Source organism: Microbulbifer sp. TB1203 (assembly GCF_030997045.1).
Taxonomy (GTDB): Bacteria; Pseudomonadota; Gammaproteobacteria; order Pseudomonadales; family Cellvibrionaceae; genus Microbulbifer.
The window spans coordinates 4,876,524-4,901,190 of sequence record NZ_CP116899.1 but is presented as its reverse complement, the minus strand read 5'-3'; the positions used below and the strand labels follow the sequence as shown (position 1 = coordinate 4,901,190).

Below are 24,667 nucleotides of genomic sequence, written 5' to 3'. Positions count from 1 at the left end.
TCCCCATGTGCGCCGACTCATTCTGTGCCTAGCGCTGGTTTCCTCAGCATCCGCCACCGCCCAGTTTTCCCCCTTCGGAAGCTCCGTCGTTCCCAGGCCTCCCGAGCCCACCGCCTACGGCCTGGAAATTATCCGCGCAGAGGACTGGCAGCCGGAGGAGAAAGGGGAGGAGGAAAGTGGCGCAAGCGAGAAGAGTCCCGACAGCCCCGATAACCTTGGGAGCATTGAGAGTATTGCCCGCTACCAGGCGCTGATCGAACAGCTGGAGATAGCCCATGGCCCCTACGCCGACGGACTGTCGGAGGCAGTGGCGGGATTGGCGCACAATTACCAGAACCTCGGCGAACACCAGCAGGCTGTTGACGCCTTCAAGCGCTCCATCCACCTCACCCGCATCAGCCAGGGCCCCTTTACCGACGAACAGATCCCCCTGCTGGACAGTCTGCGGGAGTCCCTGTTCGCCGACCGCAAGCTGCTCGAACTGGACCGGCTGCAGGAATATATCTACCTGGTGCACAGGCGCGCCCTGGCCCCCGGCGACCCCCGCCTAGAGCAGGCCACCCGCGACTACGTGGAATGGCAGCGCTCCGCCTACCTGCAGGACCTGGGCGACGACGGCTCCCGCCGCCTGCTCACCCTGCACCAACTGTACGACGACGCCATAGCGGCCCTGAGGGAAGGCGAGGCGCCGCAGAGTATGCGGCGACCCCTCCTGCAAGGTGCCCTGCAGGTGGCCTACCTGATGGCGCTGGACAGCCTGGGGCAGCAACCGGAGATCCGGATACAGATCCGCCAGAGCAATATCCCCGCGCCCGCCTATAACTCGGAACAGGAGCGCCTTCAGCTTTTACAGGAAAGGAGTTATCGCCACGGCCTGCGGGTTGCCAAGGACCTGGTGGAAGCCAGCGGGGAAGAGGCCCCCGCCGTTCGCGCCCGGGCCCTGGTTGCACAGGGGGACTGGTACCAGTGGCAACATCATCGCGGCCGCGCTGAAAACATTTACGCCGAAGCCTATGCCCTGCTCGATGACCCCGATGAACGCCGGCAACTGTTCGGAGAACCCACCGAGCTGCCGGATAATTTTGCCTTTCTTCCCGATATCGAACTCACACAACGCACGCCGCGCGGCCGCGCGCAGGTGCGTTTCACCGTCGACCGCTACGGGCGGCTGCGGGATCTGGAGCTGCTGAGCCTGGAACCGAAAGACGATCGCGGAGCGGAAACCGCCCTGCGGAAAATGTTGCGCGACCTGCGTTTTCGCCCGCGACTGGAAAACGGCGAGGCGGTGGAAACTTTGTCAATAGAAAGGGAGTATATTTTTTTCGATAGCCCGTAAATCTATTATTCATATTGCGTTCAGGGTTCGCATGAATAAAATACGCTGCCTATCTGGAAAGGCTTTGTATAAGGAATATTTTTATGAAGACCAAAACCCTGTTCCCCCTGCTCCTCGCCTCCGCCGTCACCGCGGCCCACGCAGAGGAATACCAGTCCATCACCGACTTTGATTATTCCCGTACCGAAATCGGCTCCTTCAAAACGGACCAATACACTCTCGGCTCCACCTATTACTTTACCCCCAGAATGACCATGGGGCCGCTAAAGGAATTTGAATATATCAACAGGAGCAGCAATGTCTTCGGCGGCTACTCCTATTTCGATACCGATTTCGACAATGTCGACTCGGCCATCGTCGGCGGTGAGTATTTCGCCGGCAACCTATTGGTCGGCGGCGCCTACCAGAACACCGAGGACCAGGAGGCCTATTACGCCTCCGTCGGATATCTCGCAAGCCCCGATCTCCTGTTTCGGGTCGACGCCGAGAAATTCGAGGACCAGGACACCGACTACTTTGCCTCCGCGCAATACAATCACCGGCTGGGCGGCAGCGACTACCTCGGCTTTACCCTGCGCGTGGACGACGATCTCGACTACCGGGAACTCTCCTCCAAGTACTTCGCCGAGTTCGGCCGCGGCAGCTATATCGCCCTCAGCCTGAACTACGCGAGCCTGGACGGCGACTATGTGAGTGTCGGCGGTGACGATAACACCTGGAGCACCAAGGCCGATTACTACTTCAACAAGGCCACTTCCGTCGGCCTGGGCTACGACAAGGACGACAATTACCTGGTGGACTTCAGCCACTTCTTCCAGGAAAACATCGCCCTCGAACTGGCCTATTCTTCGAACGCCGACGATTCCGACCTGGATACCTATACCCTGGGACTTCGCGCCCAGTTCTAAATAGCATCTCCCAATAACGTAGGAGCGGCCGTTGCGCTCCTACGGCGCATTGTCGTCGTTCCGGCGCAGGCCGGAACCCAGGTGCCACCGGACCGGACTGGATACCGGCCTGCGCCGGTATGACGAGAGCTTGATTTGAAACAGAGTATTTACAGCAGGTCCAGCGGTACGAAATCCGCCACCCCGTCGCGCCAGCGAAACTCACAGGAGACACCGTAGACATCGCCGATCAACGCCGGGGTGAATACGTCCTCCGGTGTACCCTGGGCAACCAGCCGACCCTGCTCCAGCAACAGGATGCGGTCGCAGAAGCGCGCGGCCATGGGGAGGTCGTGCAGGGCGAGCACCACCGTTTTGCCCGCATCGGCCTGGCGGCGGAAAGTGTGCATCAGTTGCAGCTGATGGCGGATATCCAGTGCCGCGGTAGGTTCGTCGGCGATCAGCAGCGGCGCTTCGCCCACCAGCAGGCGCGCCAGCTGTACCCGGCGTAGCTCGCCACCGGAGAGCCGGGTCACCGGCCGCTCGGCGAGTTGCTGCGCGTCCACCAGCTGCAGCGCCGCAGAGACCCGCCGCTCGCGGTCCTTCGGGCGCCCCCAGGGCAGCAGTCCCAGGGCCACCAGATCCGCGGTGCGCAGGCTCCAGGCCGGGGTTTCCGCCTGGGGCAGATAGGCGCACAGGCGCGCCATTTGCGCGGGGGAAATCCGCTCAGCGGGTTGGCCGTCCAGCTCTATATGACCGGCGCTGAGGGCGAGCACACCCGCCAGGGCCTGCAACAGGCTGCTCTTGCCGGCGCCGTTGGGGCCCACTACCGCGGTCAACTCAAAGGGTTTGAAGACACAGCTGATTTCGCTCAGCACCGGCCGGCGCTGGCGTTCAAGGCCCAGTTGCAGACAGGAGACTTCCAGTCGTTTCACAGTTGCTGCCCCCGGCGCGCGCTGACGATCAGCCAGAAAAAGAAGGGCGCACCGATAAAGGCGGTCACCGCGCCGATACGCAGCTCTTGGGCGCCGACAAAATTCACCACCAGGATATCCGCCAGCAGCAACAGCAGCGCGCCGGCCAGGGCGCTGGTCCACAGCAGCCTGCCCGGGTCCTGCCCCACCAGCGGCCGCATCAGGTGCGGCACCACCAGCCCGATAAAGCCGATGGTGCCCGCCACCGCCACCGCCGCGCCCACCGCGGCGGCGATGCCCAGCAGAATCGACAGCGGGTAGCGGCGGCCGCGATACCCCAGGGACGCGGCGCTGTCCTCCCCCAGGGACAACGCGCGCAAATAGTTGCGCGCGCTGAACAACAGTATGGCGCCGAGCAGGACAAACGGCAGCGCCAGCAGCAACTGGTCCCAGCCGCGGTTGGCCAGCGAGCCCAGCAGCCAGAAAACGATTTCCTGCATCGCGAACAGGCTCGGCGCATAGTTCAGGGCCAGCGCCATCAGCGCAGACAGGAAGGCGTTGATGGCCACCCCCGCCAGCACCAACTGACCCGCGCCGGCGCCCCGCCCGGCCAACAGCCAGACGCAGCCCACCGCGCAGAAGGCGCCGGCGATCGCCAACGCCGGCAGCAGCCAGCCGGACGGCCAGGCGGAACCCCAACTAGCCTGTAAGGCGGAACCATAGTAGAGCAGCAGAATAGCGGCCAGCGCCGCGCCGCTGCTCACCCCCAGCAGCGCCGGCTCCGCCAGAGGGTTGCGCAGCATGCCCTGCATGGCCGCACCGCCCATGCCCAGCGCCGCCCCCACCAGGACCGCCAACAGCGCGCGGGGCAGGCGCAGCTGCCACAGAATCACCGCATCGCTGCTCTCGCTGCGCCAGCCCTGGGTCACCGCCGCTCCCAGGTCGATGGATACGGGTCCGCTCACCAATGCGGCGACCAGTGCCAGCGGCAGGGCCAGGAGCAAAAGGGTGAGGGCTAATTTATCGCTGCTCGACAAGTGACTTTCTCTTTTCTGTAAGCTGCTGCAAAACGTCCGCCGCCACCAGCGCCGGGCAGAATCCCAGTTCCGCCGGCAGAGTGTAGACCCGGCCGCTGTCCAGATAGGTTTTGAGCACCGGGTGGCGCGCGGCCAAATGGGCGATGGCGAAATCCTTTTCGCCGCCGTACAGCACCAACAGGTCCGGCCGCGCGGCCACCACCTCTTCGAGACTGACGCGGCCAAGCTGCTCCACGCCCTGTTTCGCGGCCAGATTGGCAAAGCCGGCGCGCTCGAGCAGTTGGTGCTCCAGCATGCCGCTGCCGTAGGTGATGTTGTTGGCGGACAGAATCAGCGCGCTGGCCCCTGCCCGCGGCACCGGTTGGGCGAGCAGTTTTTCCAGCGTCTGTTTTTGTTTTTTCAGCGGCGCATTGTGCCCCAGCGTCTCTTCCAGTGCACTCAGCTGATCCAGCAACTGCTCCAAACTGTAGGCATCGGGAATGGCGACCACATTGAATCCCAGGTCGCGCAGCCGCGCCGCCGCGCGCTGGGCCCCGAACTGGCCCACCAGGATCAGATCCGGGTCCAGCTGCAACAACTCCTCGGCCCGACCGCGGTTTAAATACACATGCGGTGGCAGCGGCGCCTTGCGGTAGTGATCGTCGGCGGAGAGCCAGGTGACCGAGGCGATTTTTTGTGGAGGCAGCCAGTTGAGCAGGATCTGGTCCAGGCAGAGGTTTAGGGAGGCGATGCGGTTGTGGGCGGTCGCGGGTTGGGTAAGCAATAAGAGAATCAGCAGGAGGATTTGCTTCACGGTGTTTTTTCCTGCCGCTGTTGTTGCGGAGCTGGAGCTCCGCGGTCCCGGGCGCTGGACCAGTGCCAGTCTTCCGGTCTGGAGCACAGACCGGCCTTCACAGGATTCCGGTGGATGTAATCGATCACCTGTTCAAAGTGCTGTTGATCGCGGATAAACCTGTCCCAATAATCCGGCATCCAGAGTTTCCTCCCGGGAACGCGGAGCTCCAGCTCCGCATTTTTCCGCAGGGCCCAACGAGCGGTAAAGGACTTCCAGGATTGCACGATTTTGCTAAGCGGCTCCTGAGGTTCAATCAATACATGAACGTGGTTGGGCATTATGCACCAGGCGATCAATTGGTAGCGCATCCCATCAAACTTCAGCAACGCCTGCTCCATTACCCGGGCCATTTCCGGATGCCCCAGCGCGCAACAGCCGTAACCTGCATCCAGCCATTGATCAATTCGTTTCCTCTTGACAGATTCCAGATTGCGCACTGATTTTAATTGTTTCAACTCACACTCAAGTTGTTCAAGTTGGTTTTTCGGCAATGAGTCAGCCAAGCGAAATGTAATAAATTGCAATGCGTGAATGCTGTCCAAATGGGGCAGATAGCCTCTCGAATACCAGCCTTTGGCACTTTCCCCGGGACCGCGGAGCTCCAGCTCCGCATCTTTGTTCTCAGAATCGTCCATTGCCAAATTTCCCTCCCTGGTTTACTGGAAAACATGAAATGCGGAGCTGGAGCTCCGCGATCCCGGGGATCAGCTCATCTCAATCGCAGACAGCGCCTCCGCCAGGGTCTTAACCGGCACCATCTCCACGCCGGGAATATCATTCTTCAAGCGGTTGGCCGCGGGCACTATGGCCTTGCGGAAGCCGTGTTTGGCGGCTTCGCGCAGGCGTTCCTGGCCGGAGGGTACCGGGCGGATTTCGCCGGCCAGGCCCACTTCGCCGAATACCATCAGGTCCCGCGGCAGCGGGCGGTTGCGGAAGCTGGAGACCACCGCCATCAGCAAGGTGAGGTCGGCACTGGTCTCCACCACCTTGACCCCGCCCACCACGTTGATAAACACATCCTGGTCGCCGACCAGGATGCCGCCGTGGCGGTGCAGTACCGCGAGCAACATATTCAGGCGGTTCTGGTCCAGGCCCACGGCCACCCGGCGCGGGTTGCCCAGGCTGCTGTCGTCCACCAGCGCCTGCAGTTCCACCAGCAGCGGTCGGGTGCCCTCCCACACTGCGGTGACCACCGAGCCGGCGGCCACCTCTTCGGCGCGCTGCAGAAAAATCGCCGAGGGATTGGAGACCTCTTTCAAGCCCTGCTCGGTCATCGCGAAGACTCCCAGCTCGTTCACCGCGCCGAAGCGGTTTTTTTGCGCGCGCAGGGTGCGGAAACGGGAGTCGTGGGTGCCCTCGAGCATTACCGAGCAGTCGATGATGTGTTCCAGCACCTTGGGGCCGGCCAGGCTGCCGTCCTTGGTGACGTGGCCCACCAGAATGAGCGCGGTGCCGGTCTGCTTGGCGTAGCGGGTCAGGTAGGCGGCGCTCTCGCGCACCTGGGCCACAGAGCCGGGGGCGGACTGCACCTCGCTCATATGCATCACCTGAATGGAGTCCACCACCATCACCTTCGGCTTGACCTGGCCGGCGGTGTGGCAGATACGCTCCACGTCGGTCTCGCTGAACATCTGCAGATGCTCCGCCGGCAGGCCCAGGCGCTTCGCGCGCATGGCCACCTGCTGCAGGGACTCCTCGCCGGTGACATAGAGCGCGGGCATGGCTCCGGCCAGGTGGCACAGGGTCTGCAGCAGGATGGTGGATTTGCCGGCGCCGGGGTGGCCGCCGATCAGCACCACCGAACCCGGCACCAGGCCGCCGCCCAGCACCCGGTCCAGTTCGCCGGCATTGGTGGGGATGCGCGGCAGTTCGCTGAGGTCGATCTCCGAGAGCTTCTGCACCCCGCTGCCGCCGGCGGCGCCGGCGTAGCCTGCCTGGGCATCGGTAAAGTTGGCCGCGCGACTGTCCTTGTGCTCGGGGCCCAAGCGCACTTCACTGAGGCTGTTCCAGGTGCCGCAGGCGCTGCACTGGCCGGCCCACTTGGAATAATCGGCGCCGCACTCATTGCAGACGTACGCGGTTTTGCGTTTTGTGGCCAAGCTTGTCCCCTCCTTATCCTCTCTCCCCGCAAGTGGTAGGGAGGAGTACCCAAATCGCGCCAGTTTACCGGCTTTCGCCCACACCCGCCGCTCTGCTATATTGGCCAAACCATGAATAAAAACCGCCTGCGCTCCAAGCTGATCACCGTCGCCGCCCTGCTGGCCCTCTTGCTGCAGGTGCAGATGGTGTTCGCCTGCGAGATGATGGAGCACTCCGGGCCGGTGTCCGAGTGCTGCTGTGATGACATGGCGCCGGGCGGCCAAGAGCCGGACTGCGACTGCTGCACCCTGGACAGCCGGATCTCCCTGAAGGCGGAAGCGCAGGACCAGCAGGCGGTGCTGCCCGCGGCGCAATTGGCGTTGGAGCTGCCGCAACTGACCGCGGTACCGCCGGGCCAGTGGCCGCCGATACCGCCGCCGCTGTCCACCGCATACCCGAAATCCCAATCCGACCCATCCCATCCCGGCGGCCGCACTTGGCTGGCCACGCTGCGCCTGCGCATCTGATCCACTCCTGCCGTTGAACCAACTGTTTCCCGTGTAAAAGGGCGCGGCCGCGCGCCCTGCTGTTCAAAAACAGTGTTCGAGGAGTGAACCCTTGCTTACCCCAAAATTATTGCCAGTACTGGCCCTGGCGGCAGCGCTGCTCTCTCCCGCCACCCGTGCCCAGAGCGACTGCGACGCGCCCCCGGCGCCGGGCAGCGAATCCCTGGTAAAACGGGCATTGGCCTGCAATCCCGGTCAATTGGCCCTGGATGCCCGGGTGCGCGCCCAGGCCGAACGCACCGCCGCCAGCGGCCACCTGGACGATCCGAAGCTGATGCTGGGCGTCGCGCCCAGGACCCTGGGGCAGAATGAAGTGCGGAAAGGCTACGTGGTCGAGGTCAGCCAGGCCCTGCCCTGGCCCGGGGTGCTCGAGCTGCGCCGCGCGCTGGAGGAGGCCGGCACCGACAGCCGCGCCTTCGAGTACGACCAGGGCGCGGTGCAGCTGGCCCTGGCGCTGCGCCTGGCCTACGCCGACTGGCACTACCGAGAGCGGCTGATCGCCATCAACCGCCGCCACCAGTCCCTGTGGCGGACCTTCGTGGACAGCAGCCGCGCGCGCTACGCCGCAGGCAGCGGCGGCAAGGCGGCGGTGCTGCAAGCCAGGCATGAGGAGCATCAACTACATCTCGATGAGCTCGCGCTCACCCAGGCCGTCGCGCGGGACAGGAGCCGCCTGGCCCGCCTGGCCAATATCGATCCCGGTGAACTGTCCACCAGTACCCCTCTGCCGCAGCGCGAACCGCCCGCGGGCTCTCTCACCCTGGCCCTCGACAGCCTGGACACCCAGCCGCAACTGCAGCGGCTGGCCGCCGAGGAGACGCGCAAGAGCCGCGAATTGGAACTGGCGGAAAAGGACCGCTACCCCAACTTCTCCGTGCTCGCGCGCCACAACAACCAATGGGCCAACCCGGACCAGCGGTTGTTTGTCGGCGTGGGCTTCAACCTGCCCCTGGATATCGGCGGCAAACGCTCCGCCCGCGAGCGCAGCCTGGAGGCGGAGCGGCTGGCCGTCGAGTGGCAGCGCCGGGACGCGGCGCTGGCCCTGGCGGACGCACTGCGCCGGGCCGAGAGCCGCCACCGCGAGGCCAATGACATCCTGCATATGTACAGAGAAGAGCTGCTGCCGCTGACGGAGGAAAGCCTGGTTACCGCGCGCGACGACTTCGCCGCCGGCCGCGGCGACTTCCTGACCCTGCTGGTGGCGGAACGCAACCTGCTCAAGGTGCAGCGGGATTTGGAGGCCGCAGAGCGCGACCGCTTCGCGGCCCTGGCGCAGCTCACCGCCGCCGCGGGGTTGGTGATGCTGGAAGATTGGAACCTGCTCGCGGGAGGTGGGAAATGAACTTCCGCTGCAAACACGTCGGCAATTTGCCCCCTGTAGGAGCGGCGGGGCGGCCATCCGCCCATGGCCGCGATAGATCCCTCCACATGGCAGACGCCGATCGCGGCCATGGGCCGCTCCTACAAAGACACAAGCGAAAAGAACTCGAAGGAAACAGCCTGTGAATAAAGGCAAATACCTGGCGGCCGCCCTGGCGCTGCTCGCCGTAGCCCTGCTCTCCTACTGGGCACTGCAAAGCCAGCGCCCGGCAAAAACCGCCGCGGAATTTATCGAGGCCGGCCCCTTTCGTATCGCCGTGTCCATCGACCCCGAGCGGCCGCGGGTGGGGGAAAACAAAATCCGCATAGAAGTCCTCGACGGTAAAGACAACCCGGTCGAAGGCGCTCAAGTGCGCGCCGTGGCGGAGATGCCGGCCATGGGCGCCATGCCCGCGATGCGCGCCCAGGCGGATATCGAGGAGACTTCCGCCGGCGTCTACGAGGGTGAGTTCGAACTGTCCATGGAGGGCGCCTGGCCCCTGGCGGTGGATGTGGCCACCGGCCACGACAAGCACGTGGACCTGGTGTTCGATATGACCACCAGCCGCACCGGCCTGCGCCTGACGTCAAAGCCGGGAAAATCCGATACCGCCTACTACACCTGCGCCATGCACCCCTCGGTCAAGTCCGCCGCTCCGGGCACCTGCCCCATCTGCGGCATGGACCTGGCGCCGGTGAGCCGCGAGGAGCTGGGGAGCGGCAGTGTCGCAATAGACGAGGGCCGCCGCCAGGCCATCGGCGTGAAAACCGGCACTGTGGTGCGCAGACCCTTCGCGCTGCCCCTGCGCCTGCAGGGCCAGGTGGCCTACGACGAGACCCGCCTGGCGGATGTCAGCCTGCGTTTCGACGGCTGGATCGGCAAACTGGATGCGGATTTCGAAGGCAAGCAGATCGCCCGCGGCGATGTGCTGTTTACCGTCTACAGCCCGGAACTGCTGGCGCTGCAGGACGAGTACCTGCAGTCCAGCAAACGCGGCGGAACCACCGAGGCGGTGGCGCGCAAACGCCTGCGGCTCTGGGGGCTGTCCGCGCGCCAGATCCAGTGGCTGCGCGAGCAGGGGGAAGCCCGGGACTACGTGCCCATCTTCGCTCCGCAGAGCGGCGTCATCATCGAAAAAAATATCGTCGCCGGTTCCGCGTTCAAAAAAGGGGAAAAGCTGCTGCGCCTGGCGGACCTGCGCCGCGTGTGGGTGGAAGGCTTCGCCTACGAGGACCAGCTGCCGCTGCTGCGCGCGGGCATGCCGGCACGGGTGCGCCTGACCAATGTGCCCGGCGCGGAAATGTCCGCCGAGCTGATCCAGTTGGACCCCTTTCTCGACCCAAAAAGCCACAGCGCCCGCCTGCGCCTGGCGCTGGACAATCCGCAGGGGCACCTGCGCCCCGGCCTCTTCGCCGATATCGAAGTGCGCGCCGACCTGGGTGAACTGTTGCTGGTGCCCCGGGATGCGGTGCTGGTTTCCGGCGACAAGCGCATCGTGTTCCTGGATCTCGGCAACGGCCGCCTGAAACCGGTCGCGGTGCGCACCGGCTACAGCGACGGCGACCATATCGTGATCCGCTCGGGCCTCGAGGAGGGAGACCGCATCGTCACCTCCGGCGTTTTCCTGATCGCCGCCGAGAGCCGGCTCAAGTCGGGGATGCAGCAATGGTAGGCGGCGAATCCAGGGGGGCCATCGCGCGACTGATCGCGCTCTGCGCCGGCAAGCCCGGCATCACCCTGGTGCTGGTGGCCCTGGCCGCGCTGGCCGGCTACCGCGCCATGACCAAGGTGCCCCTGGACGCGATACCGGACCTGTCCGACGCCCAGGTGATCATCATGACCGAGTGGGCCGGGCGCAGCCCGGACCTGGTGGAGGACCAGATCACCTACCCCCTGTCCACCGCACTGCTGGGCCTGCCCAAGGTGAAGTTCGTGCGCGGGCAGAGCTTCTTCGGGCTCAGTTTCGTCTACGCCATCTTCGAGGATGGCACCGATATCTACTGGGCCAGATCCCGGGTGCTGGAATATCTGAACCAGGTGGCGGACCAACTGCCGGAGGGCGTGCAACCGACCCTGGGCCCGGACGCCACCGGGGTGGGCTGGGTTTTTCAATACGCACTGGTGGACAGGAGCGGCAAACACAGCCTGGCGGATCTGCGTTCACTGCAGGACTTCAAGCTGCGCTACTGGCTCACCTCGGTGGAGGGCGTGGCGGAAGTGGCCTCCATCGGCGGTTTCGAAAAGGAGTACCAGGTACATATCGACCCCTACCGCCTGGCCACTTTCGATATCCCCCTGGCCAAAGTGATCAGCGCCATTCGCCGCAGCAACGGCGACACCGGCGGGCGGGTGCTGGAGATCGCCGGCCACGAGCATTTCGTGCGCGGGCGCGGTTATATCGACGACGTGGACGACCTGGCACAGGTGGTGATCGGCATGGATGCCAACCGGATACCGGTAACCCTGGACCAGGTGGCGGATATCACCCTGGGCCCCGCAATGCAGCGCGGCCTCGCGGAACTGGATGGCGAGGGGCAGACGGTGGGCGGCATCGTGGTGATGCGCTACGGGGAAAACGCGCTGGCGGTGATCGAGCGTGTCAAACAGCGCCTCGAAGAAGCCAAAGCCGGCCTGCCCGAGGGCGTGGAACTGGTTGTCACCTACGACCGCTCCGAGCTGATCCTGAGCGCCATCGACAACCTCAAGCACACGCTGATCGAGGAAATGCTGGTGGTGGCGGCGATTATCGCGCTGTTCCTGCTGCACGCGCGCTCGGCGCTGGTGGCTGTCATCACCCTGCCGGTGGCCGTGCTGTTGGCGTTCATTCCGCTGTCCCTGCAGGGGCTCACCGCCAATATCATGTCTCTCGGCGGTATCGCCGTGGCCATCGGCGCGATGGTGGACGCGGCGGTGGTGATGGTGGACAACATCCATAAAAAACTGGCCGCAGGCGCTCACAAAAAACCGGCCGCGGGGGGCGACGATCGGCGGCGGCTGATCGTCGAGGCCATGCAGGAGGTGGGCCCCAGCATCTTTTTCTCGCTGGTGATCATCACCATCTCCTTCCTCCCGGTATTCGCGCTGGAAGCCACCGAGGGCAGGCTGTTCAAACCCCTGGCCTACACCAAGACCTACAGCATGGCCTTCGCCGCCCTGCTCGCGGTGACCCTGATCCCCGCGCTGGCGGTGCTGCTGATCCGCGGCAAAGTCCGCACCGGAGACAACCCGGTCAACCGCGCACTCACCAACACCTTTCTCCCCGCCATCCGCTTCTGTGTCGCGCACCCCCGGGAGGTAGTGGTAGCGGCGCTGCTGGCACTGGCGCTTACCGCAATTCCGCTGAAGCAGCTGGGCTCGGAATTTATGCCGCCGCTGAATGAGGGCAGCATCCTGTATATGCCCACCGCCCTGCCGGGCATGTCCATCACCCAGGCGGGCGATGTGCTGCAGCGTATGGACGCGGAACTGAAATCCTTCCCGGAGGTGGAGCGGGTGTTCGGCAAGATCGGCCGCTCCACCAGTGCCACGGACCCGGCGCCCCTGTCCATGGTGGAGACAGTGGTCACCCTGAAACCCAAAGACCAGTGGCGGCCGGGACTCGACTGGGACGAACTGATCGCGGAAATGGATGAAAAACTGCGCTACCCGGGTATGCCGAATATCTGGTGGATGCCGATCCAGACCCGCACCGAGATGCTCGCCACCGGCATCCGCAGCCAGCTCGGCATCAAGGTATTCGGCGACAACCTGCAGCAGATAGAGGAGACCGCGGTGGCCATCGAAAAGGCTCTGCTGGAAGACGAGCGCACCGCAGGCGAAACCCGCAGCGCTTTCGCCGAGCGCCTCACCGGTGGCTACTTCCTCGACTTCGATATCGACCGCGAAGGCGCCGCCCGCTACGGCCTCAACGTGGAGGACGTGGAGGACGTGATCGCGGCCGCCGTCGGCGGCCTGACCGCCACCCGCACGGTGGAGGGCCGCGAGCGCTACCCGGTACTGGTGCGCTACGCCCGCGACTACCGGGATTCCCCCGAACAGGTGGAGCAACTCCTGGTACCCACCCCCGGCGACAGCTGGGTGCCGCTGAGCCAACTGGCAGATCTGGAACACCGCCGCGGCGCGCCCATGATCCGCAACGAGGACGGCCAGTTGGTGGGCCTGGTTTTCGTGGACCTGAAGGGCGGGCTCGGCGTGGCCGATTACGTAGCGCGGGCCAAACAGGTGGTGGCGGAGCGGGTATCCCTGGTGCCCGGCCAGCGCCTGGGCTGGGCTGGGCAGTACCAGTACTTCGAACGCGCCAAGGCGCGGCTCGCCTGGCTGGTACCGATGACCCTGCTCGCCGTATGCCTGCTGCTCTACCTGCACCGCGGCCGCATGTCGGACACCCTGTTCGTACTAGCCGCCGTGCCCGTGTCGCTGATCGGCGCCTTCTGGCTGCTGTGGGGGCTCGATTACAAACTCAGCGTGGCGGTGTGGGTCGGCGCCATCGCCATGGCCGGGCTGGCGGCGGAGATGGGGCTTTTGATGCTGCACTACCTGGACCATGCCCTGGAACAGGCCCGCCGGCGCGTACCGGACATGAGCCGGGAACTGTTTCTCGAGGAAGTGGCCCAGGGCGCCGCCCACCGCATCCGCCCCATGCTGATGACCAGCCTGACCCTGCTGATCTCGCTGGTTCCGGTGATGCTCAGCGGCGGCACCGGAGCCGACGTGATGAAACGCATCGCCGCGCCAATGGTGGGCGGCACCCTGTCCGCGCTGGTATTTGTGCTATTGGTAATGCCGGGAATCTTCGTACTTTGGAAATGGAAAACCACGAGGAAAAGGTAATGAATCCGTGCACAAAGTTACTGGCAAAACTGGTGGCGCCGCTGACACTGCTGCTCGGCGCCAGCGCCGCGAATGCGCAGCCCGGCGATATGATGATGATGTCGATGGGAGGCTGGGGCGTCGCGGTCTGTGTGATATTCGGGATACTGATTTTCGTCGCGCTGGTACTGGCGATACTGGCGCTGCTGAAATACCTGTTCGGCAGAAAACCCTGATCGCATCGCCCCCTACCCTGTAGGAGCGGCGGGGCGGCCATCCGCCGCTGGCCGCGATCGATCCCTGCCAATAGCCAAGTTGGACTGACCGCCATGCCCACACGGCTGAAGCGCTTCGCGCGGGAAATGAAACTGCAGCTGCGGGTACTCTACCTGGCGAGTCGCGATCCGCGCACGCCGCTGGTCGCCAAGCTGGTGCTTCTAGCAATAGTCGCCTACGCCCTCAGCCCCATCGACCTGATTCCGGATTTTATCCCCGTGCTCGGCTACCTGGACGACCTGATCCTGCTTCCGCTGGGCATCTGGCTGGCGATACGGCTGGTGCCGCCGGAACTGTGGCGGGAATTGCGCGCCCGCGCGGAAGCGAAGCCGATTTCCCTGCCGAAAAACCGCCGCGCTGGCGCTTTTATTGTGATTTTCTGGATCGCCGCACTCGCCGCACTCGCCTACTGGATTCAGCAGAGGTTTTTGTCCGGCGCATAACGGTCAACAGCGTCACCACATCCGGCACCTCAGAAAACCCCGCCAACCAGTCCCAGTGCAACCACGAACAATAGGCCAGCCACAATGCGGCGAATGGCCGGCATGGTTATTTTTTTCAGCTGGTAGTTGCCCAGCAACGCGCCGAGGAATGCGGCCAGTACCGCGGCGACCAGCAATGGATAGTCGAGTTTGCCGAGGAATTTCCTAAGTCTTTCCTACGGCCCTGCGTCTCGCGGATCAGATGCCGTGCCTGACGGCAGACATCACTTCGCCGGGGCGGCCTGAAGGAACTCGAACGGGGTGGCTTCCGCGAAGTGTTCTGCGGCATTGCCCGCGTAATACTTGCCGCCGGCAATCGCCAGCTTCTTCGCCGGGGCGCCTTTTGAGAGATCCAGATCTGCCATCGGTACCCAGAACGCATTCGGGGTCGTGGACGAATCGAAGTAATAAACCTTGTTCTTCTGATCAGCGACCGTGCGCCACAGGGTGGAAGCGATGTTCGGCGAACCGGGCGTGGTGATGCCCAGCGGTACGCTGACCGCGCGCATCACCGACATCACCTCGGCGATTGCCTGGTGGGCGTAGGTTTGCTCGGGGACCGCCGAAATGAAGTTCGGATCAGTCTTTACGGGAACCGCTCCGAGCAGGAACGAGGCGCGGGCGAAACGGTCGGCGGCGCTGTTGGTACCGGGCAGGAACTTGAGCCCACCGATCTTCTCCCAGTAGCTGTTGAGCGCCAGCTGCTGATCGTAGCTCGGCGAGTTGGTCATCACCGTGTACTGTTTGCCGTGATGAATGACGAGATCGCCATCAAGGTATTCGAAGATCGCCGAATCGCCGGAAGGATCGGAGATGGAGAGATGCAACTCGGCGGCGGAGCCGTTCGGCAGGTTCGGCGCGATGATGCGGAACGGCTGCGCCCGCAGCGCCTCTACCGCTTCGGCGACCGTCGCGTAATTGTCGAGCACGTACTGTGCCCACAGGCCGATCGACATTGGCGGCTTATCGCCTTGTTTGCCGTAATCAGACTCGGCGAGATAGAGCAGGTTGGCGACCAGTCCCTGATCGTTCATGCCGTCGGCGCTGGCGATATTGTAGGCCGAGGCGATAACGCTGCCGTATTTGGACACCCATTTCGGCGAATCCGGGCCGGCCGCGCCGTTGCGCGCCATACCGCGCGGAAACGCCCAGAGGTCCGTCTGCATATCCTGCATCCAGTCCATCGAGCGGCCGGTGATCACCATGTCGTCGGACCCGGAGTAGAGCGTGCGGGTGCAGGCCTGGGCCACGGAGGGCAGCACCGCCGCGGTCGAGAACAGGGTTAGCGCAACCCAGGACAGGGACTTCATCTTTTTCAAATGCATGTTCCTTACTCGTCTCCATTGAGGCGCGTCGCAGGCGCCCATTGAGGGAAAAGTATAGGAAGAATAAATGCCATTTTGCCCAGGTCCGGCGGTAGTTTTCCGTCAACTGTCGCCGTTTCGCCGCCTGATCGCCCTGCGTGCCCCCTGAATTACTTGTATCAATCGTCGTCCTACTCGTCCCAAGCCGGCGCCATACGCTCGGCCTGCTCTTCACGAACGTCATCGATGACGGCCATCAGGTCCCCGACGTCGACGCTGCTCGTGTCATGCTCGAAATGCCCGGTGAGGGCGCTGTCCGGGTGCAGTTCACCCGCCTCATAAAGCGCCCAGATTTCCTTGCCGTAATCGGTCGTCAATAGTTCCGGGGCAAAGCGGCCGAAATAGGCACACATATTGTCGACATCGCGTTCCAGCATCATGGCGGCATTGTTGTTGCCGGCTGCATCCACCGCCTGGGGCAAATCGATGATCACCGGGCCGTGGCGGTCCACCAGCACGTTGAACTCGGAAAGGTCGCCATGTACCAAGCCGGCACACAGCATGCGCACGACGTCGGCCATCACCTGGCCATGGTAATCGCGGGCCTGCTCCGCGCTCAGCGTGACGTCATCCAGCCGCGGGGCGGCGTAGCCCTCGTCGTCGGACACCAGCTCCATCAGCAGCACGCCATCGACGAAGCCGTATGGCTGGGGGACGCGCACGCCGGCCGACGCCAGCCGGTACAGGGCATCGACCTCGGCACTCAGCCAGGCCTGCTCCTGCTCTTTCTGGCCGTAGCGGGTCTTCTTCGACATCGCCCGGGCGCGGCGGCTGTTGCGCATCTTGCGGCCTTCCTGATACTGCACCGCCTGTTTGAAGCTGCGCTGCCTGGCTTCCTTGAAGACCTTGGCACAGCGCAAGTCGCCGCCGCAGCGCACCACATACACCTGTGCTTCCTTGCCGCTCATCAACTGGGCGATGACCTCGTCGATCATGCCGTCGTCGACCAGCGGTTGTAATCTCTTGGGTACTTTCATGATTCTTGGTAATCAGTCCTCTCTAGTTCAGGTTCTATTGAAAATCGCCGAGCCAAGCGCAGGCCTTTTCAGGTGACTCTACGGGCGCGGAACGAGCGCCCCTTGAGCTTACCCGCGCTCAGTTTCTGCAGTGCGACCCTGGCCGCGTCCTGAACCTTGATCTTGCCCACCTCATCGCTGGCGATGCCATCCTCCCCGGTCGGGGCACTGAAACCGTGCTCGCCCAGGATATTGGCGACCTCCTGGGTCTCGCGCTTGGTGTCGCAGAATACCACGCTGGACTCGGAGAGATAGGTGAGCAGCAAGCCTCGAACCGCGCTGGCTCGTCCACCACCCGATGGAAGTGCTGACAAATGCTGGAACTACCGTGGGTCAAGGCGACTTTCACCGTCACCGGCTCGCATATGAGGCGCTCGGCGATCGGGCGGATATGCCCTCTAGGTGGCACTGAATAAAGGTCTGACGGACGGACGGTGTCTCGCCAATAAGGCCCCCAGCGCGGCCTGGAAGCCCATATCGAGCATACGGCCGGGTGGCACCGCTGCAAATATCATCATAACCTGATTATTCAACCACAGGCAGATTCCCAGCCACAGGTGAACCCAATGCGCAGCAGGATAAGTTCTGCGGGGTGCGCTGCTGTTGCTGTGCGCCGGCACGATCGGCGCCTCTATCGGGATGGAGCTCCGCATGTCACAGAAACCCACATCATCCCCAGCCGCGCTGCCCGGCGCCGGGCCCCAGGGCGAAACCCTGCGCAGGGATATAGCGGCGGCCTACCGCAACAAGGGGGCGGACTACCGGCCGCGCACCCGCCATCTGAACGAGGATGGCTCGGCCAGATACACCAACCGCCTGCTCCTGGAATCCAGCCCCTACCTGCTGCAGCACGCCCACAACCCGGTGAACTGGTACCCCTGGGGCGAGGAGGCCTTCGCCGCGGCGAAAAAACTCGACCGGCCAATCCTGCTCAGCGTGGGCTATTCCACCTGCCACTGGTGCCATGTCATGGAGGAGGAATCCTTCGAGGACGAGGAAATCGCCAAAGCCATGAATGAGCACTATATCGCCATCAAGGTGGACCGGGAGGAGCGGCCGGATATAGACGCGGTGTATATGAGCGCGGTGCAGGCGCTCACCGGCCGCGGCGGCTGGCCGATGACCGTGTGGCTGACACCGGAGGGCAAGCCTTTTCACGGCGATTCCTATATCCCGCCCCGCGACGGCGACCGCGGCGCCCGCTACGGCTTTCTCACCCTGCTGCGGCAACTGGCGGAAATTTACCACCAGCAGCCGCAGAAGGTGGCGCAATCCAGTGAGGGACTGACCCGCGCGGTCAAACAGATACTGGCGCCGCAAACCAGCGGCGAGCTGCCGAAGGCGGAGCTGCTGCAAACCGCGGTAACCCGATACCGGCAGGTGTATGACCCGCAACACGGCGGTATCGAGGGTGCGCCCAAGTTTCCCAGCGGCCTGCCGGCCCGGCTGCTGCTGCGCCATTATCGCCATAGCGGCGACAAGACCGTACTGGAGATGGCCACCAACACCCTGGAGAAAATGGCCGCCGGCGGTATACGCGACCAGGTGGGCGGCGGATTTCACCGCTACTCCACCGATGCCCGGTGGCTGGTGCCGCACTTCGAGATAATGCTCTACGACAATGCGCTGCTGGCGATCGTCTATCTGGAGGCCTACCAAGTCACCGGAGACACGCAGTTCAAAACCGTGGCGGAGGATATCCTGCGCTATGTAAAGCGGGATATGACGGCTCCCGGCGGCGCCTTCTATTCCGCCACCGATGCCGACAGCCCCACTCCGGAAGGGCACCGCGAGGAGGGTTGGTTTTTCACCTGGACACCGGCGGAGATGGACGCGGTGTTGAATGAAGAAGAGGCACTGCTGGCAAAAAGCTACTACCAGGTCAGTGAAAAGGGCAATTTCGAGAAGCGCAATATCCTGCACGCGCCCGAACCGCTGGCGGCCATTGCCGGTGAACTGGAAATTCCGGTTCATCGCGCGCAACTACTGCTCGCCTCGGCCCGTGAAAAACTTTATCAAGCCCGCGCCCAACGCCCGGCGCCCATCCGCGACGAGAAAATCCTCACCGCCTGGAACGGCCTGATGATCTCCGCCTTCGCCCGGGCTGGGCTGGTGCTGAACGAGCCGGACTACACCGAAACCGCAAAAACCGCAGCCGCTTTCCTGCTCGACAATCTGTACGAGGGCGGCCGTCTCTACCGCAGCTTCAAGGACGGCCGCGCGCGCCACAACGGCTACCTGGAGGACTACGCCTTCACCATCGCCGCGATGCTCGATCTCTACGAGGCCAGCGGCGAACTCCGCTGGCTGCAACAGGCGCTGGCGCTGGACGAAACTCTGGGGAAACACTACGAGGACAAGAAGCGGGGCGGCTTCTTTATGACCAGCGACGACCACGAAAAACTCCTCGCCCGGGAAAAACCCGCCTTCGACGGCGCCGAGCCCTCGGGCAATTCCGTGGCCCTGCTCAACCTGCTGCGCCTGCACGAATTCACCACCGACGACCGCTTCCGCCAGCGCGCGGAAAAGGGCCTGCGCGACTTCGCCGGCAGCCTGGAGGCCACCCCCCTGGCCCTGTCGGAAATGATGCTGGCCCTGGCCTTCTATCGCGACAGGGCCAAGGAAATCATTATCGTCACCCCGGAGGGGGAGAAGGACAGCGCCGCGCCCATGCTCGCGGAACTGCGGCGCACCTTCCTGCCCAACCGGGTACTCGCCGTGGTGGAACAAGGCCGCGAACTGGCGCGCCAGACGAAGCTGATCCCACTGCTGGAAGGCAAGAAGGCACTGGCCGGCAAGGCCACCGCCTATGTGTGCGAGCAGGGCGCATGCGAACTGCCGGCGCAGGACAGCGCGGTCTTCTCCCGACAGATCCGCAAGGTCGAGCCCCTGTGGAATAGGGATTGATGCGGTCGGAAACCTTCGCCCAGACTAATAATTTCACACGAAAAGTGACGAAATGGTCTCAATATCTACACTTTAGATGTAACGGGCCGTTCTCCGGCTACTATGAATTATTCGGGACCTCCCGGTCTACCTGGCCAGGGGGGACGCCGATGACTTCCAATCCATATCGAACAGGAGTACAAACATGAATCGCAAGCTGACCCCCGCTTCCCTGGCCCTCGCCCTGAGCGCCGCGGTAGCGATCGCCGCCCTCCCATCCTGTGACCGCAGAGGCGACGAAAAAGGCACGGAAAGAGGCATGGAAAACGGGATGCAGAAAGGCCGGGAAAACGGCATGTCAGATATGAAAGATAAGGAAAACATGGAGAAATGCTACGGCGTGGCCCTGGCCGGCAAAAATGACTGCAAAGCCGGCCCCGGCACAACCTGCTCGGGCTCCTCCACCAAGGACTACCAGGGCAACGCGTGGAAATACGTGCCCAAGGGCACCTGTGAGCAAATCCCCTCCGCCACCTCGCCCACAGGCAAGGGCCAGCTCGAGGAGTTCGAGGAGAAGAGTGCCTAAACCGGACAGGGAGCGCTACAAACGGCAGCAGATCCACTTTCACATTGCAGCGCTCGCTCTCCAACGCCTCACCTCCAACAGGTGGTTCGAATAGTTGCTGAGGGTTTTCTGGGCCACTCCGAGAACCACCTCCAGCGCCTGCTCTGAGCTATAGCCTGCGTGAAGGAAGCGGCGATAGGCGGGATGGTCACGCACCTCGCCTCGATCGCTCACCACCGCGCCGGTAAACTCCTCCAAGGACGTGAGCTTTTCGTCCCCGGGAGACTCCTCTGCCCGCAAAGCGGTGACTGGGCATAGAGACCGGGTGGACCGCTCACACCAATGAATACCTGCAAACCCTGCACCGCAATATCGACGCCGCAATATCTACGCCGCCTTATTAGTAAGTCAGCGCCAATCGGAGTGAATCCTCCAGTCGGTTATTTCGAGCACCGCCGGCCGCCGCCAGGCGCACGCGCGGTTGTTTTTCAGGGCTTCCTTCCGAAGTCGCGGTGAGGAATCGCCGATGCGGGGCGCCCCGATAAAAATTGTCGCCAAACTCATGCAGTTGTAGGCCATGCCTATTTGGCTTTCCGCCGCCGTCCATTAGTATGCGCCGCTCGAATTTGGGGGATACCATGACAACGGCACAGAGAATCTACCGGGCGATCGAGTTCTTCAGTACCAAGGAGCCACACTACAGCCAATTCAAAATGACTTTCCGCGAAGCTGTGGTCGATCACGGCGTTCCGGTGGCGAACGCGGGAAAAATGGCCGAGGTTGCCGCAGAATCACTGCGCAGGCATACGGATCGGGATTACCACCTGGGAATGGCTCAGATCATCGCTTGTGACAGGCGGTTCGATCGCGCAATGAATGGAAGCGTCGAAGCCTTTCAGGCGATGCATAAATACATGTCCTACTACCTGGATTACGCCGAACTGCAGCAGGCCAGGGTGGCTAACTGACATTTTCGGTCCTGCAGCTTTCCGAATAGATGCAATTCCACGCCAGACCTTGACGATGGCGGTCCAGTAGTATCCCCTGACGGCGACATTTTTCATGGCCCGAATTTCCTAAAGGATCGTCATTCCGGCGAAAGCCGGAATCCAGAGACTCTCGATTTCTCTGGACTCCGGCCTGCGCCGGGTGACGAAATGAATTTATCAGAGGCCTAATGATCGGTCTGGCACCTAACATAAGGCCCAATATTGTCCGGTGAATCCTTGTCCGGGCAGGCTTCAGCCGTACGCTTCCCCTATGCTCACTGGCTGAACCCTTCCCGGAGCCACCAGAGATGGAACTCAACGAAAAACAACGGCAGCAGTGCGAATCCAGCCGGTGGGATTTCAGCGACCTGAAGGCCCTGTTCCTGAACTGCACTTTGAAGCTGTCCCCCGAGCTCTCCCATACCGACGGCCTGATCGCGATTTCCCGGGCGATTATGGAAAAGAATGGCGTTTCCGTAGAGGTGATCCGCCCCGTTGACCGAAATATTGCTTTCGGCATCTATCCCGACATGACCGAGCATGGCTGGATAAAGGACGAGTGGCCCGGGCTCTACCGACAGGTTAAGGAAGCGGATATTCTGGTAATCACCACCCCGGTCTGGCTGGGTGAAAAGTCCTCCGTCTGTACCAGAACGATTGAGCGGCTCTACGCGAATTCAGCGGAGCTCAATGAGAAGGGCCAGTACGCCTATTACGGCCGTGTCGGCGGCTGCCTGGTCACCGGCAATGAAGACGGTGCCAAGCATTGCGCAATGAATATTCTCTATTCATTGCAGCACCTCGGATTCGCAATCCCCCCGCAGGCGGATGCAGCCTGGGTCGGCGAAGCCGGGCCCGGGCCATCCTACCGGGACCCGGAGTCCGGCGGGCCGGAAAACGACTTCACCAACCGCAACACCACCTTCATGACCTGGAACCTGATGCACTTGGCGCGGCTGCTCCGCGACAATGGCGGTATCCCTGCCCACGGCAACCAGCGTTCGGAGTGGGAGGCAGGCTGCCGGTTTGACTATCCGAATCCGGACTACCGGTAAACTGTTGAGACAGGCGCCGGCAGGAGCGCAAACCCACACAGGCAAACCACCTTTTCCAGTCATCCGTCGCTTGGTCGATAGGCTTCGCGCAACATTGGCAGGCTAAGCACCACCACGCTGAAAGGCGAAAACGACGACGTCCGCTACCGGCGCTATCCAGCGGCGCTCGCCCCCGGCCGCCCTGTTGATCCAGATCAAGCCTCGAAAAGTCCTCCGCGCTACCATCGTCCGCGACCTGAACCGGCGCCAAATTTGCGGTTTCAGGCACTCACATTCCCAACCCACACCTAACGGAAGCCCATCATGCCCTTACATCTTTTCTCCAAAGCAGTGCTGGCATTCGCCCTCATTTCCGCACCCGCGCTGGCTGCCGAGCATAAGATCCAAATGCTCAACCAGGGCCGGGACGGCATGATGACCTTCGAGCCGGCCTATCTCGCCGTGCAGCCGGGGGATACCGTGATATTTCTGCCTACCGATGCCGCGCACAACTCTCACTCCATCCTCTCCCCTGAAAATGGCACCAGTTGGAACGGCGGTATGGGCGAGAAAGTCACCGTCACCCTGGAGCAGGAGGGCATCTACCTTTACCAGTGTGATCCCCACCTGGCCCTGGGCATGGTGGGCGTTATCCAGGTGGGGCAGGCGAAAAACCTGAGCGCGGCGCAACAGCAGGCACAGGCCATAAGCGGTCGGATTGCCGTAAACAAGGACCGTCTAAACCGATACCTGGAGAAAGTGGAATAAGGAATTCGAACCGGCGGTGGCCGTGCCGCAGGAAGCAGGGCTGCAAACCTTTCGTGGAAAATGCCGGTAGCGGCAACTCAAAGACTGCCGAAAGCAAAACAGGAATAGTTCTTGCCCCCGATCATATCGCGGAAGGTCCCCCATCCCCTGTCGTCCCCCGCGGCGCCAGCGGCGACCATCAGGGGAAGCAGGTGGTCCGGGCGCGGATGGCTGGCGCGGGCGCCCGGCGCCGAGGTCCAGTCGCAGAGGTGGGCATCGCGGTCGGCGGGAGGCAGGGCGACGGTTTCGTGCAGCCATGCGTCGAACTCGATCGAAGCCCAGCCGTCGCCCCGGAAAATATCGCGCAGGTTGTGGTAGCTACTGCCGCTGCCAAGGATCAGTACGCCCTCATCGCGCAGCGGCGCCAGGGCCGAGCCGATCGCCAGGTGCTGTGCCGGGTCCAGGTTATCCTTGAGAGAAAGCGTAGCCACCGGCAGCCGGGCTTCGGGATCGATAATCATCATCGGTACGAACACCCCGTGATCGAAGCCCCGGTGCTCATCAGCGCCAGCGGCGATACCCGCGCTCTGCAGCAGCTCTAGTGCACGCCCGGCGACTTCGGGCGCACCGGGAGCCGGGTACTCCAGCTGATAGGTATGTGGGGGGAAGCCGTAGTAGTCGTAAATCATCGGCGGTGCCGCGGACAGACTGACGGTGGGAATCCGTTCCTCCCAGTGGGCCGAGACCACCAGCACCGCCTCCGGGCGCGCGGACAGCGAGGCGATCAGCCCTGAAAAATAATCCCTGAACCGGTCATAGGCGTGCGCGCCGAAGGGCTCCGGAAATTCCATCCAGAAACAGGGACCTCCGCCGTGGGTCAGGTAGAAGACGGGTTGGCGTGTCATATCTGTAATCCTGGGAGTAGCGGTTGGGTATACAGGCGGGGCGCCCTACGGGCAGGTTGCGGGAGCGGTTCAAACGCAGGGTCAGCTCCCCTCCGGTTCGGAGACCTTGGTAAGGAAGCGGTAATCCCCGCCCTCCTCCAGCAGGTAAAGACTGTAGGGCTCAAACCCATCGCCGGAATACATGCCCGGGCTGCCCACCGGCATGCCGGGCACCGCCAGGCCGATGGTGCCAGGGGGCGGATTCTCCAGGTACTCGCGGATATACCTGGCCGGCACATGGCCCTCGAATACGTACTTGCCGTTCCACACTCCGGTGTGACAGCTGCGCATTCCCTGCGGCACGCCCAGCCTGTCCCTGACCTCCGCCAGGCCGTGGGTGTAACTCTGGCCGCGCGCCGCCAGTCCATTCCGCCTCAGGTGATCCATCCAGCGACCGCAGCAACCGCAGAAAGCCCCCTGGTGCACCACCATGGTATCTTCGGCGGAATTCGCGAGCGGCTGGCTGCTGCAGGCGCCGAGCAGCAATGTCAGAGCGGCGGGCAGGAAACTGAAGAGAAAGCGCTTGCACATAAAGGGCACC

24 protein-coding genes are annotated in these 24,667 nt (G+C 63.2%); 13 read left to right on the top strand and 11 right to left on the bottom strand.

Translation table 11 applies throughout. From position 1 onward, the window contains the following. Positions 1-7 precede the first annotated feature (7 nt). Positions 8-1,336 (top strand): hypothetical protein, encoded by a 1,329-nt coding sequence (locus tag PP263_RS20795; protein ID WP_308365977.1) that lies wholly within the window; start codon positions 8-10, stop codon positions 1,334-1,336. An 83-nt stretch (positions 1,337-1,419) separates the two neighbouring features. After that, positions 1,420-2,244 carry a putative porin gene (locus PP263_RS20790; protein WP_308365976.1) on the top strand — a complete coding sequence of 275 codons (825 nt, stop codon included), beginning with the start codon at positions 1,420-1,422 and terminating at the stop codon, positions 2,242-2,244. A 149-nt stretch (positions 2,245-2,393) separates the two neighbouring features. Here PP263_RS20790 and PP263_RS20785 read toward each other — a convergent pair whose 3' ends face one another. The 5 genes from PP263_RS20785 to radA all read right to left on the bottom strand — a co-directional run bounded on the left by PP263_RS20785 (position 2,394) and on the right by radA (position 7,108). Then, positions 2,394-3,158: an ABC transporter ATP-binding protein gene (locus PP263_RS20785; RefSeq protein WP_308365974.1), complete on the bottom strand. Its 765-nt coding sequence runs from the start codon at positions 3,156-3,158 to the stop codon at positions 2,394-2,396. Beyond that, a complete protein-coding gene (locus tag PP263_RS20780) occupies positions 3,155-4,174 on the bottom strand; it encodes an iron ABC transporter permease (protein WP_308365973.1) in 1,020 nt (339 codons plus the stop codon). Before PP263_RS20780 ends, PP263_RS20785 begins: the two co-directional genes overlap by 4 nt. Next, entirely contained in the window at positions 4,158-4,967 is an 810-nt protein-coding gene (locus PP263_RS20775) for an ABC transporter substrate-binding protein (protein WP_308365972.1), read from the bottom strand. The genes PP263_RS20780 and PP263_RS20775 overlap by 17 nt, the downstream gene beginning before the upstream one ends. Further along, positions 4,964-5,644, bottom strand: coding sequence for a transposase (locus PP263_RS20770; RefSeq protein WP_308368649.1), 681 nt, complete (start codon positions 5,642-5,644; stop codon positions 4,964-4,966). Before PP263_RS20770 ends, PP263_RS20775 begins: the two co-directional genes overlap by 4 nt. Before the next feature lie 69 nt (positions 5,645-5,713). After that, complete coding sequence (radA, locus tag PP263_RS20765) at positions 5,714-7,108, bottom strand: DNA repair protein RadA (protein ID WP_183456653.1); 1,395 nt, start codon at positions 7,106-7,108, stop codon at positions 5,714-5,716. A gap of 111 nt (positions 7,109-7,219) precedes the next feature. On the opposite strand from radA, the gene PP263_RS20760 reads away from it, so the two are divergent. The 6 genes from PP263_RS20760 (at position 7,220) to PP263_RS20735 (ending at position 14,542) form a co-directional block, all read left to right on the top strand. After that, entirely contained in the window at positions 7,220-7,615 is a 396-nt protein-coding gene (locus PP263_RS20760; RefSeq protein ID WP_308365969.1) for a hypothetical protein, read from the top strand. 91 nt (positions 7,616-7,706) lie between these two features. Continuing rightward, complete coding sequence (locus PP263_RS20755; protein ID WP_308365967.1) at positions 7,707-8,996, top strand: TolC family protein; 1,290 nt, start codon at positions 7,707-7,709, stop codon at positions 8,994-8,996. A 160-nt stretch (positions 8,997-9,156) separates the two neighbouring features. Continuing rightward, positions 9,157-10,686, top strand: a complete 1,530-nt coding sequence (locus PP263_RS20750) for an efflux RND transporter periplasmic adaptor subunit (RefSeq protein ID WP_308365966.1) — start codon at positions 9,157-9,159, stop codon at positions 10,684-10,686. Then, positions 10,680-13,844: a CusA/CzcA family heavy metal efflux RND transporter gene (locus PP263_RS20745; protein WP_308365964.1), complete on the top strand. Its 3,165-nt coding sequence runs from the start codon at positions 10,680-10,682 to the stop codon at positions 13,842-13,844. The genes PP263_RS20750 and PP263_RS20745 overlap by 7 nt, the downstream gene beginning before the upstream one ends. Next, positions 13,844-14,059 (top strand): hypothetical protein, encoded by a 216-nt coding sequence (locus PP263_RS20740; RefSeq protein WP_308365963.1) that lies wholly within the window; start codon positions 13,844-13,846, stop codon positions 14,057-14,059. The genes PP263_RS20745 and PP263_RS20740 overlap by 1 nt, the downstream gene beginning before the upstream one ends. 93 nt (positions 14,060-14,152) lie before the next feature. After that, complete coding sequence (locus tag PP263_RS20735) at positions 14,153-14,542, top strand: YkvA family protein (protein ID WP_308365962.1); 390 nt, start codon at positions 14,153-14,155, stop codon at positions 14,540-14,542. A 29-nt stretch (positions 14,543-14,571) separates the two neighbouring features. On the opposite strand, the gene PP263_RS20730 is transcribed toward PP263_RS20735, so the two are convergent. The 4 genes from PP263_RS20730 to PP263_RS20715 all read right to left on the bottom strand — a co-directional run bounded on the left by PP263_RS20730 (position 14,572) and on the right by PP263_RS20715 (position 17,227). Further along, on the bottom strand, positions 14,572-14,718 hold the full coding sequence (locus PP263_RS20730) for a hypothetical protein (protein WP_308365961.1): 147 nt from the start codon (positions 14,716-14,718) through the stop codon (positions 14,572-14,574). Positions 14,719-14,805: 87 nt separating this feature from the next. Further along, positions 14,806-15,891 carry a linear amide C-N hydrolase gene (locus PP263_RS20725; protein ID WP_308368648.1) on the bottom strand — a complete coding sequence of 362 codons (1,086 nt, stop codon included), beginning with the start codon at positions 15,889-15,891 and terminating at the stop codon, positions 14,806-14,808. A gap of 185 nt (positions 15,892-16,076) precedes the next feature. After that, a complete protein-coding gene (locus tag PP263_RS20720; RefSeq protein WP_308365960.1) occupies positions 16,077-16,922 on the bottom strand; it encodes a PA4780 family RIO1-like protein kinase in 846 nt (281 codons plus the stop codon). Positions 16,923-16,990: 68 nt separating this feature from the next. After that, positions 16,991-17,227 (bottom strand): hypothetical protein, encoded by a 237-nt coding sequence (locus tag PP263_RS20715; protein ID WP_308365959.1) that lies wholly within the window; start codon positions 17,225-17,227, stop codon positions 16,991-16,993. 385 nt (positions 17,228-17,612) lie between these two features. Between PP263_RS20715 and PP263_RS20710 the strand changes: the two genes are divergently transcribed. The 5 genes from PP263_RS20710 (at position 17,613) to PP263_RS20690 (ending at position 23,203) form a co-directional block, all read left to right on the top strand. Next, positions 17,613-19,868, top strand: coding sequence for a thioredoxin domain-containing protein (locus tag PP263_RS20710; RefSeq protein WP_308365958.1), 2,256 nt, complete (start codon positions 17,613-17,615; stop codon positions 19,866-19,868). Positions 19,869-20,052: 184 nt separating this feature from the next. Beyond that, a complete protein-coding gene (locus tag PP263_RS20705) occupies positions 20,053-20,433 on the top strand; it encodes a DUF2282 domain-containing protein (RefSeq protein ID WP_308365957.1) in 381 nt (126 codons plus the stop codon). Positions 20,434-21,050: 617 nt separating this feature from the next. Next, on the top strand, positions 21,051-21,380 hold the full coding sequence (locus PP263_RS20700) for a hypothetical protein (protein WP_308365956.1): 330 nt from the start codon (positions 21,051-21,053) through the stop codon (positions 21,378-21,380). Positions 21,381-21,709: 329 nt separating this feature from the next. Then, positions 21,710-22,456 (top strand): NAD(P)H-dependent oxidoreductase, encoded by a 747-nt coding sequence (locus tag PP263_RS20695; RefSeq protein WP_308365954.1) that lies wholly within the window; start codon positions 21,710-21,712, stop codon positions 22,454-22,456. A 303-nt stretch (positions 22,457-22,759) separates the two neighbouring features. Then, on the top strand, positions 22,760-23,203 hold the full coding sequence (locus PP263_RS20690; RefSeq protein WP_308365952.1) for a pseudoazurin: 444 nt from the start codon (positions 22,760-22,762) through the stop codon (positions 23,201-23,203). A 77-nt stretch (positions 23,204-23,280) separates the two neighbouring features. Here PP263_RS20690 and PP263_RS20685 read toward each other — a convergent pair whose 3' ends face one another. Continuing rightward, positions 23,281-24,087 (bottom strand): class III extradiol ring-cleavage dioxygenase, encoded by an 807-nt coding sequence (locus PP263_RS20685; RefSeq protein ID WP_308365951.1) that lies wholly within the window; start codon positions 24,085-24,087, stop codon positions 23,281-23,283. 81 nt (positions 24,088-24,168) lie between these two features. Further along, positions 24,169-24,657, bottom strand: a complete 489-nt coding sequence (locus PP263_RS20680) for a DUF411 domain-containing protein (protein ID WP_308365950.1) — start codon at positions 24,655-24,657, stop codon at positions 24,169-24,171. Positions 24,658-24,667 lie beyond the last annotated feature (10 nt).

Coding starts and splice junctions, on each gene's coding strand:
- PP263_RS20790 (WP_308365976.1), top strand. CDS start 1,420: ATGAAGACCAAAACCCTGTTCCCCCTGCTCCTCGCCTCCGCCGTCACC.
- PP263_RS20770 (WP_308368649.1), bottom strand. CDS start 5,644: ATGGACGATTCTGAGAACAAAGATGCGGAGCTGGAGCTCCGCGGTCCC.
- PP263_RS20760 (WP_308365969.1), top strand. CDS start 7,220: ATGAATAAAAACCGCCTGCGCTCCAAGCTGATCACCGTCGCCGCCCTG.
- PP263_RS20745 (WP_308365964.1), top strand. CDS start 10,680: ATGGTAGGCGGCGAATCCAGGGGGGCCATCGCGCGACTGATCGCGCTC.
- PP263_RS20740 (WP_308365963.1), top strand. CDS start 13,844: ATGAATCCGTGCACAAAGTTACTGGCAAAACTGGTGGCGCCGCTGACA.
- PP263_RS20735 (WP_308365962.1), top strand. CDS start 14,153: ATGCCCACACGGCTGAAGCGCTTCGCGCGGGAAATGAAACTGCAGCTG.
- PP263_RS20725 (WP_308368648.1), bottom strand. CDS start 15,891: ATGAAGTCCCTGTCCTGGGTTGCGCTAACCCTGTTCTCGACCGCGGCG.
- PP263_RS20720 (WP_308365960.1), bottom strand. CDS start 16,922: ATGAAAGTACCCAAGAGATTACAACCGCTGGTCGACGACGGCATGATC.
- PP263_RS20710 (WP_308365958.1), top strand. CDS start 17,613: ATGTCACAGAAACCCACATCATCCCCAGCCGCGCTGCCCGGCGCCGGG.
- PP263_RS20705 (WP_308365957.1), top strand. CDS start 20,053: ATGAATCGCAAGCTGACCCCCGCTTCCCTGGCCCTCGCCCTGAGCGCC.
- PP263_RS20700 (WP_308365956.1), top strand. CDS start 21,051: ATGACAACGGCACAGAGAATCTACCGGGCGATCGAGTTCTTCAGTACC.
- PP263_RS20695 (WP_308365954.1), top strand. CDS start 21,710: ATGGAACTCAACGAAAAACAACGGCAGCAGTGCGAATCCAGCCGGTGG.
- PP263_RS20690 (WP_308365952.1), top strand. CDS start 22,760: ATGCCCTTACATCTTTTCTCCAAAGCAGTGCTGGCATTCGCCCTCATT.
- PP263_RS20685 (WP_308365951.1), bottom strand. CDS start 24,087: ATGACACGCCAACCCGTCTTCTACCTGACCCACGGCGGAGGTCCCTGT.
- PP263_RS20680 (WP_308365950.1), bottom strand. CDS start 24,657: ATGTGCAAGCGCTTTCTCTTCAGTTTCCTGCCCGCCGCTCTGACATTG.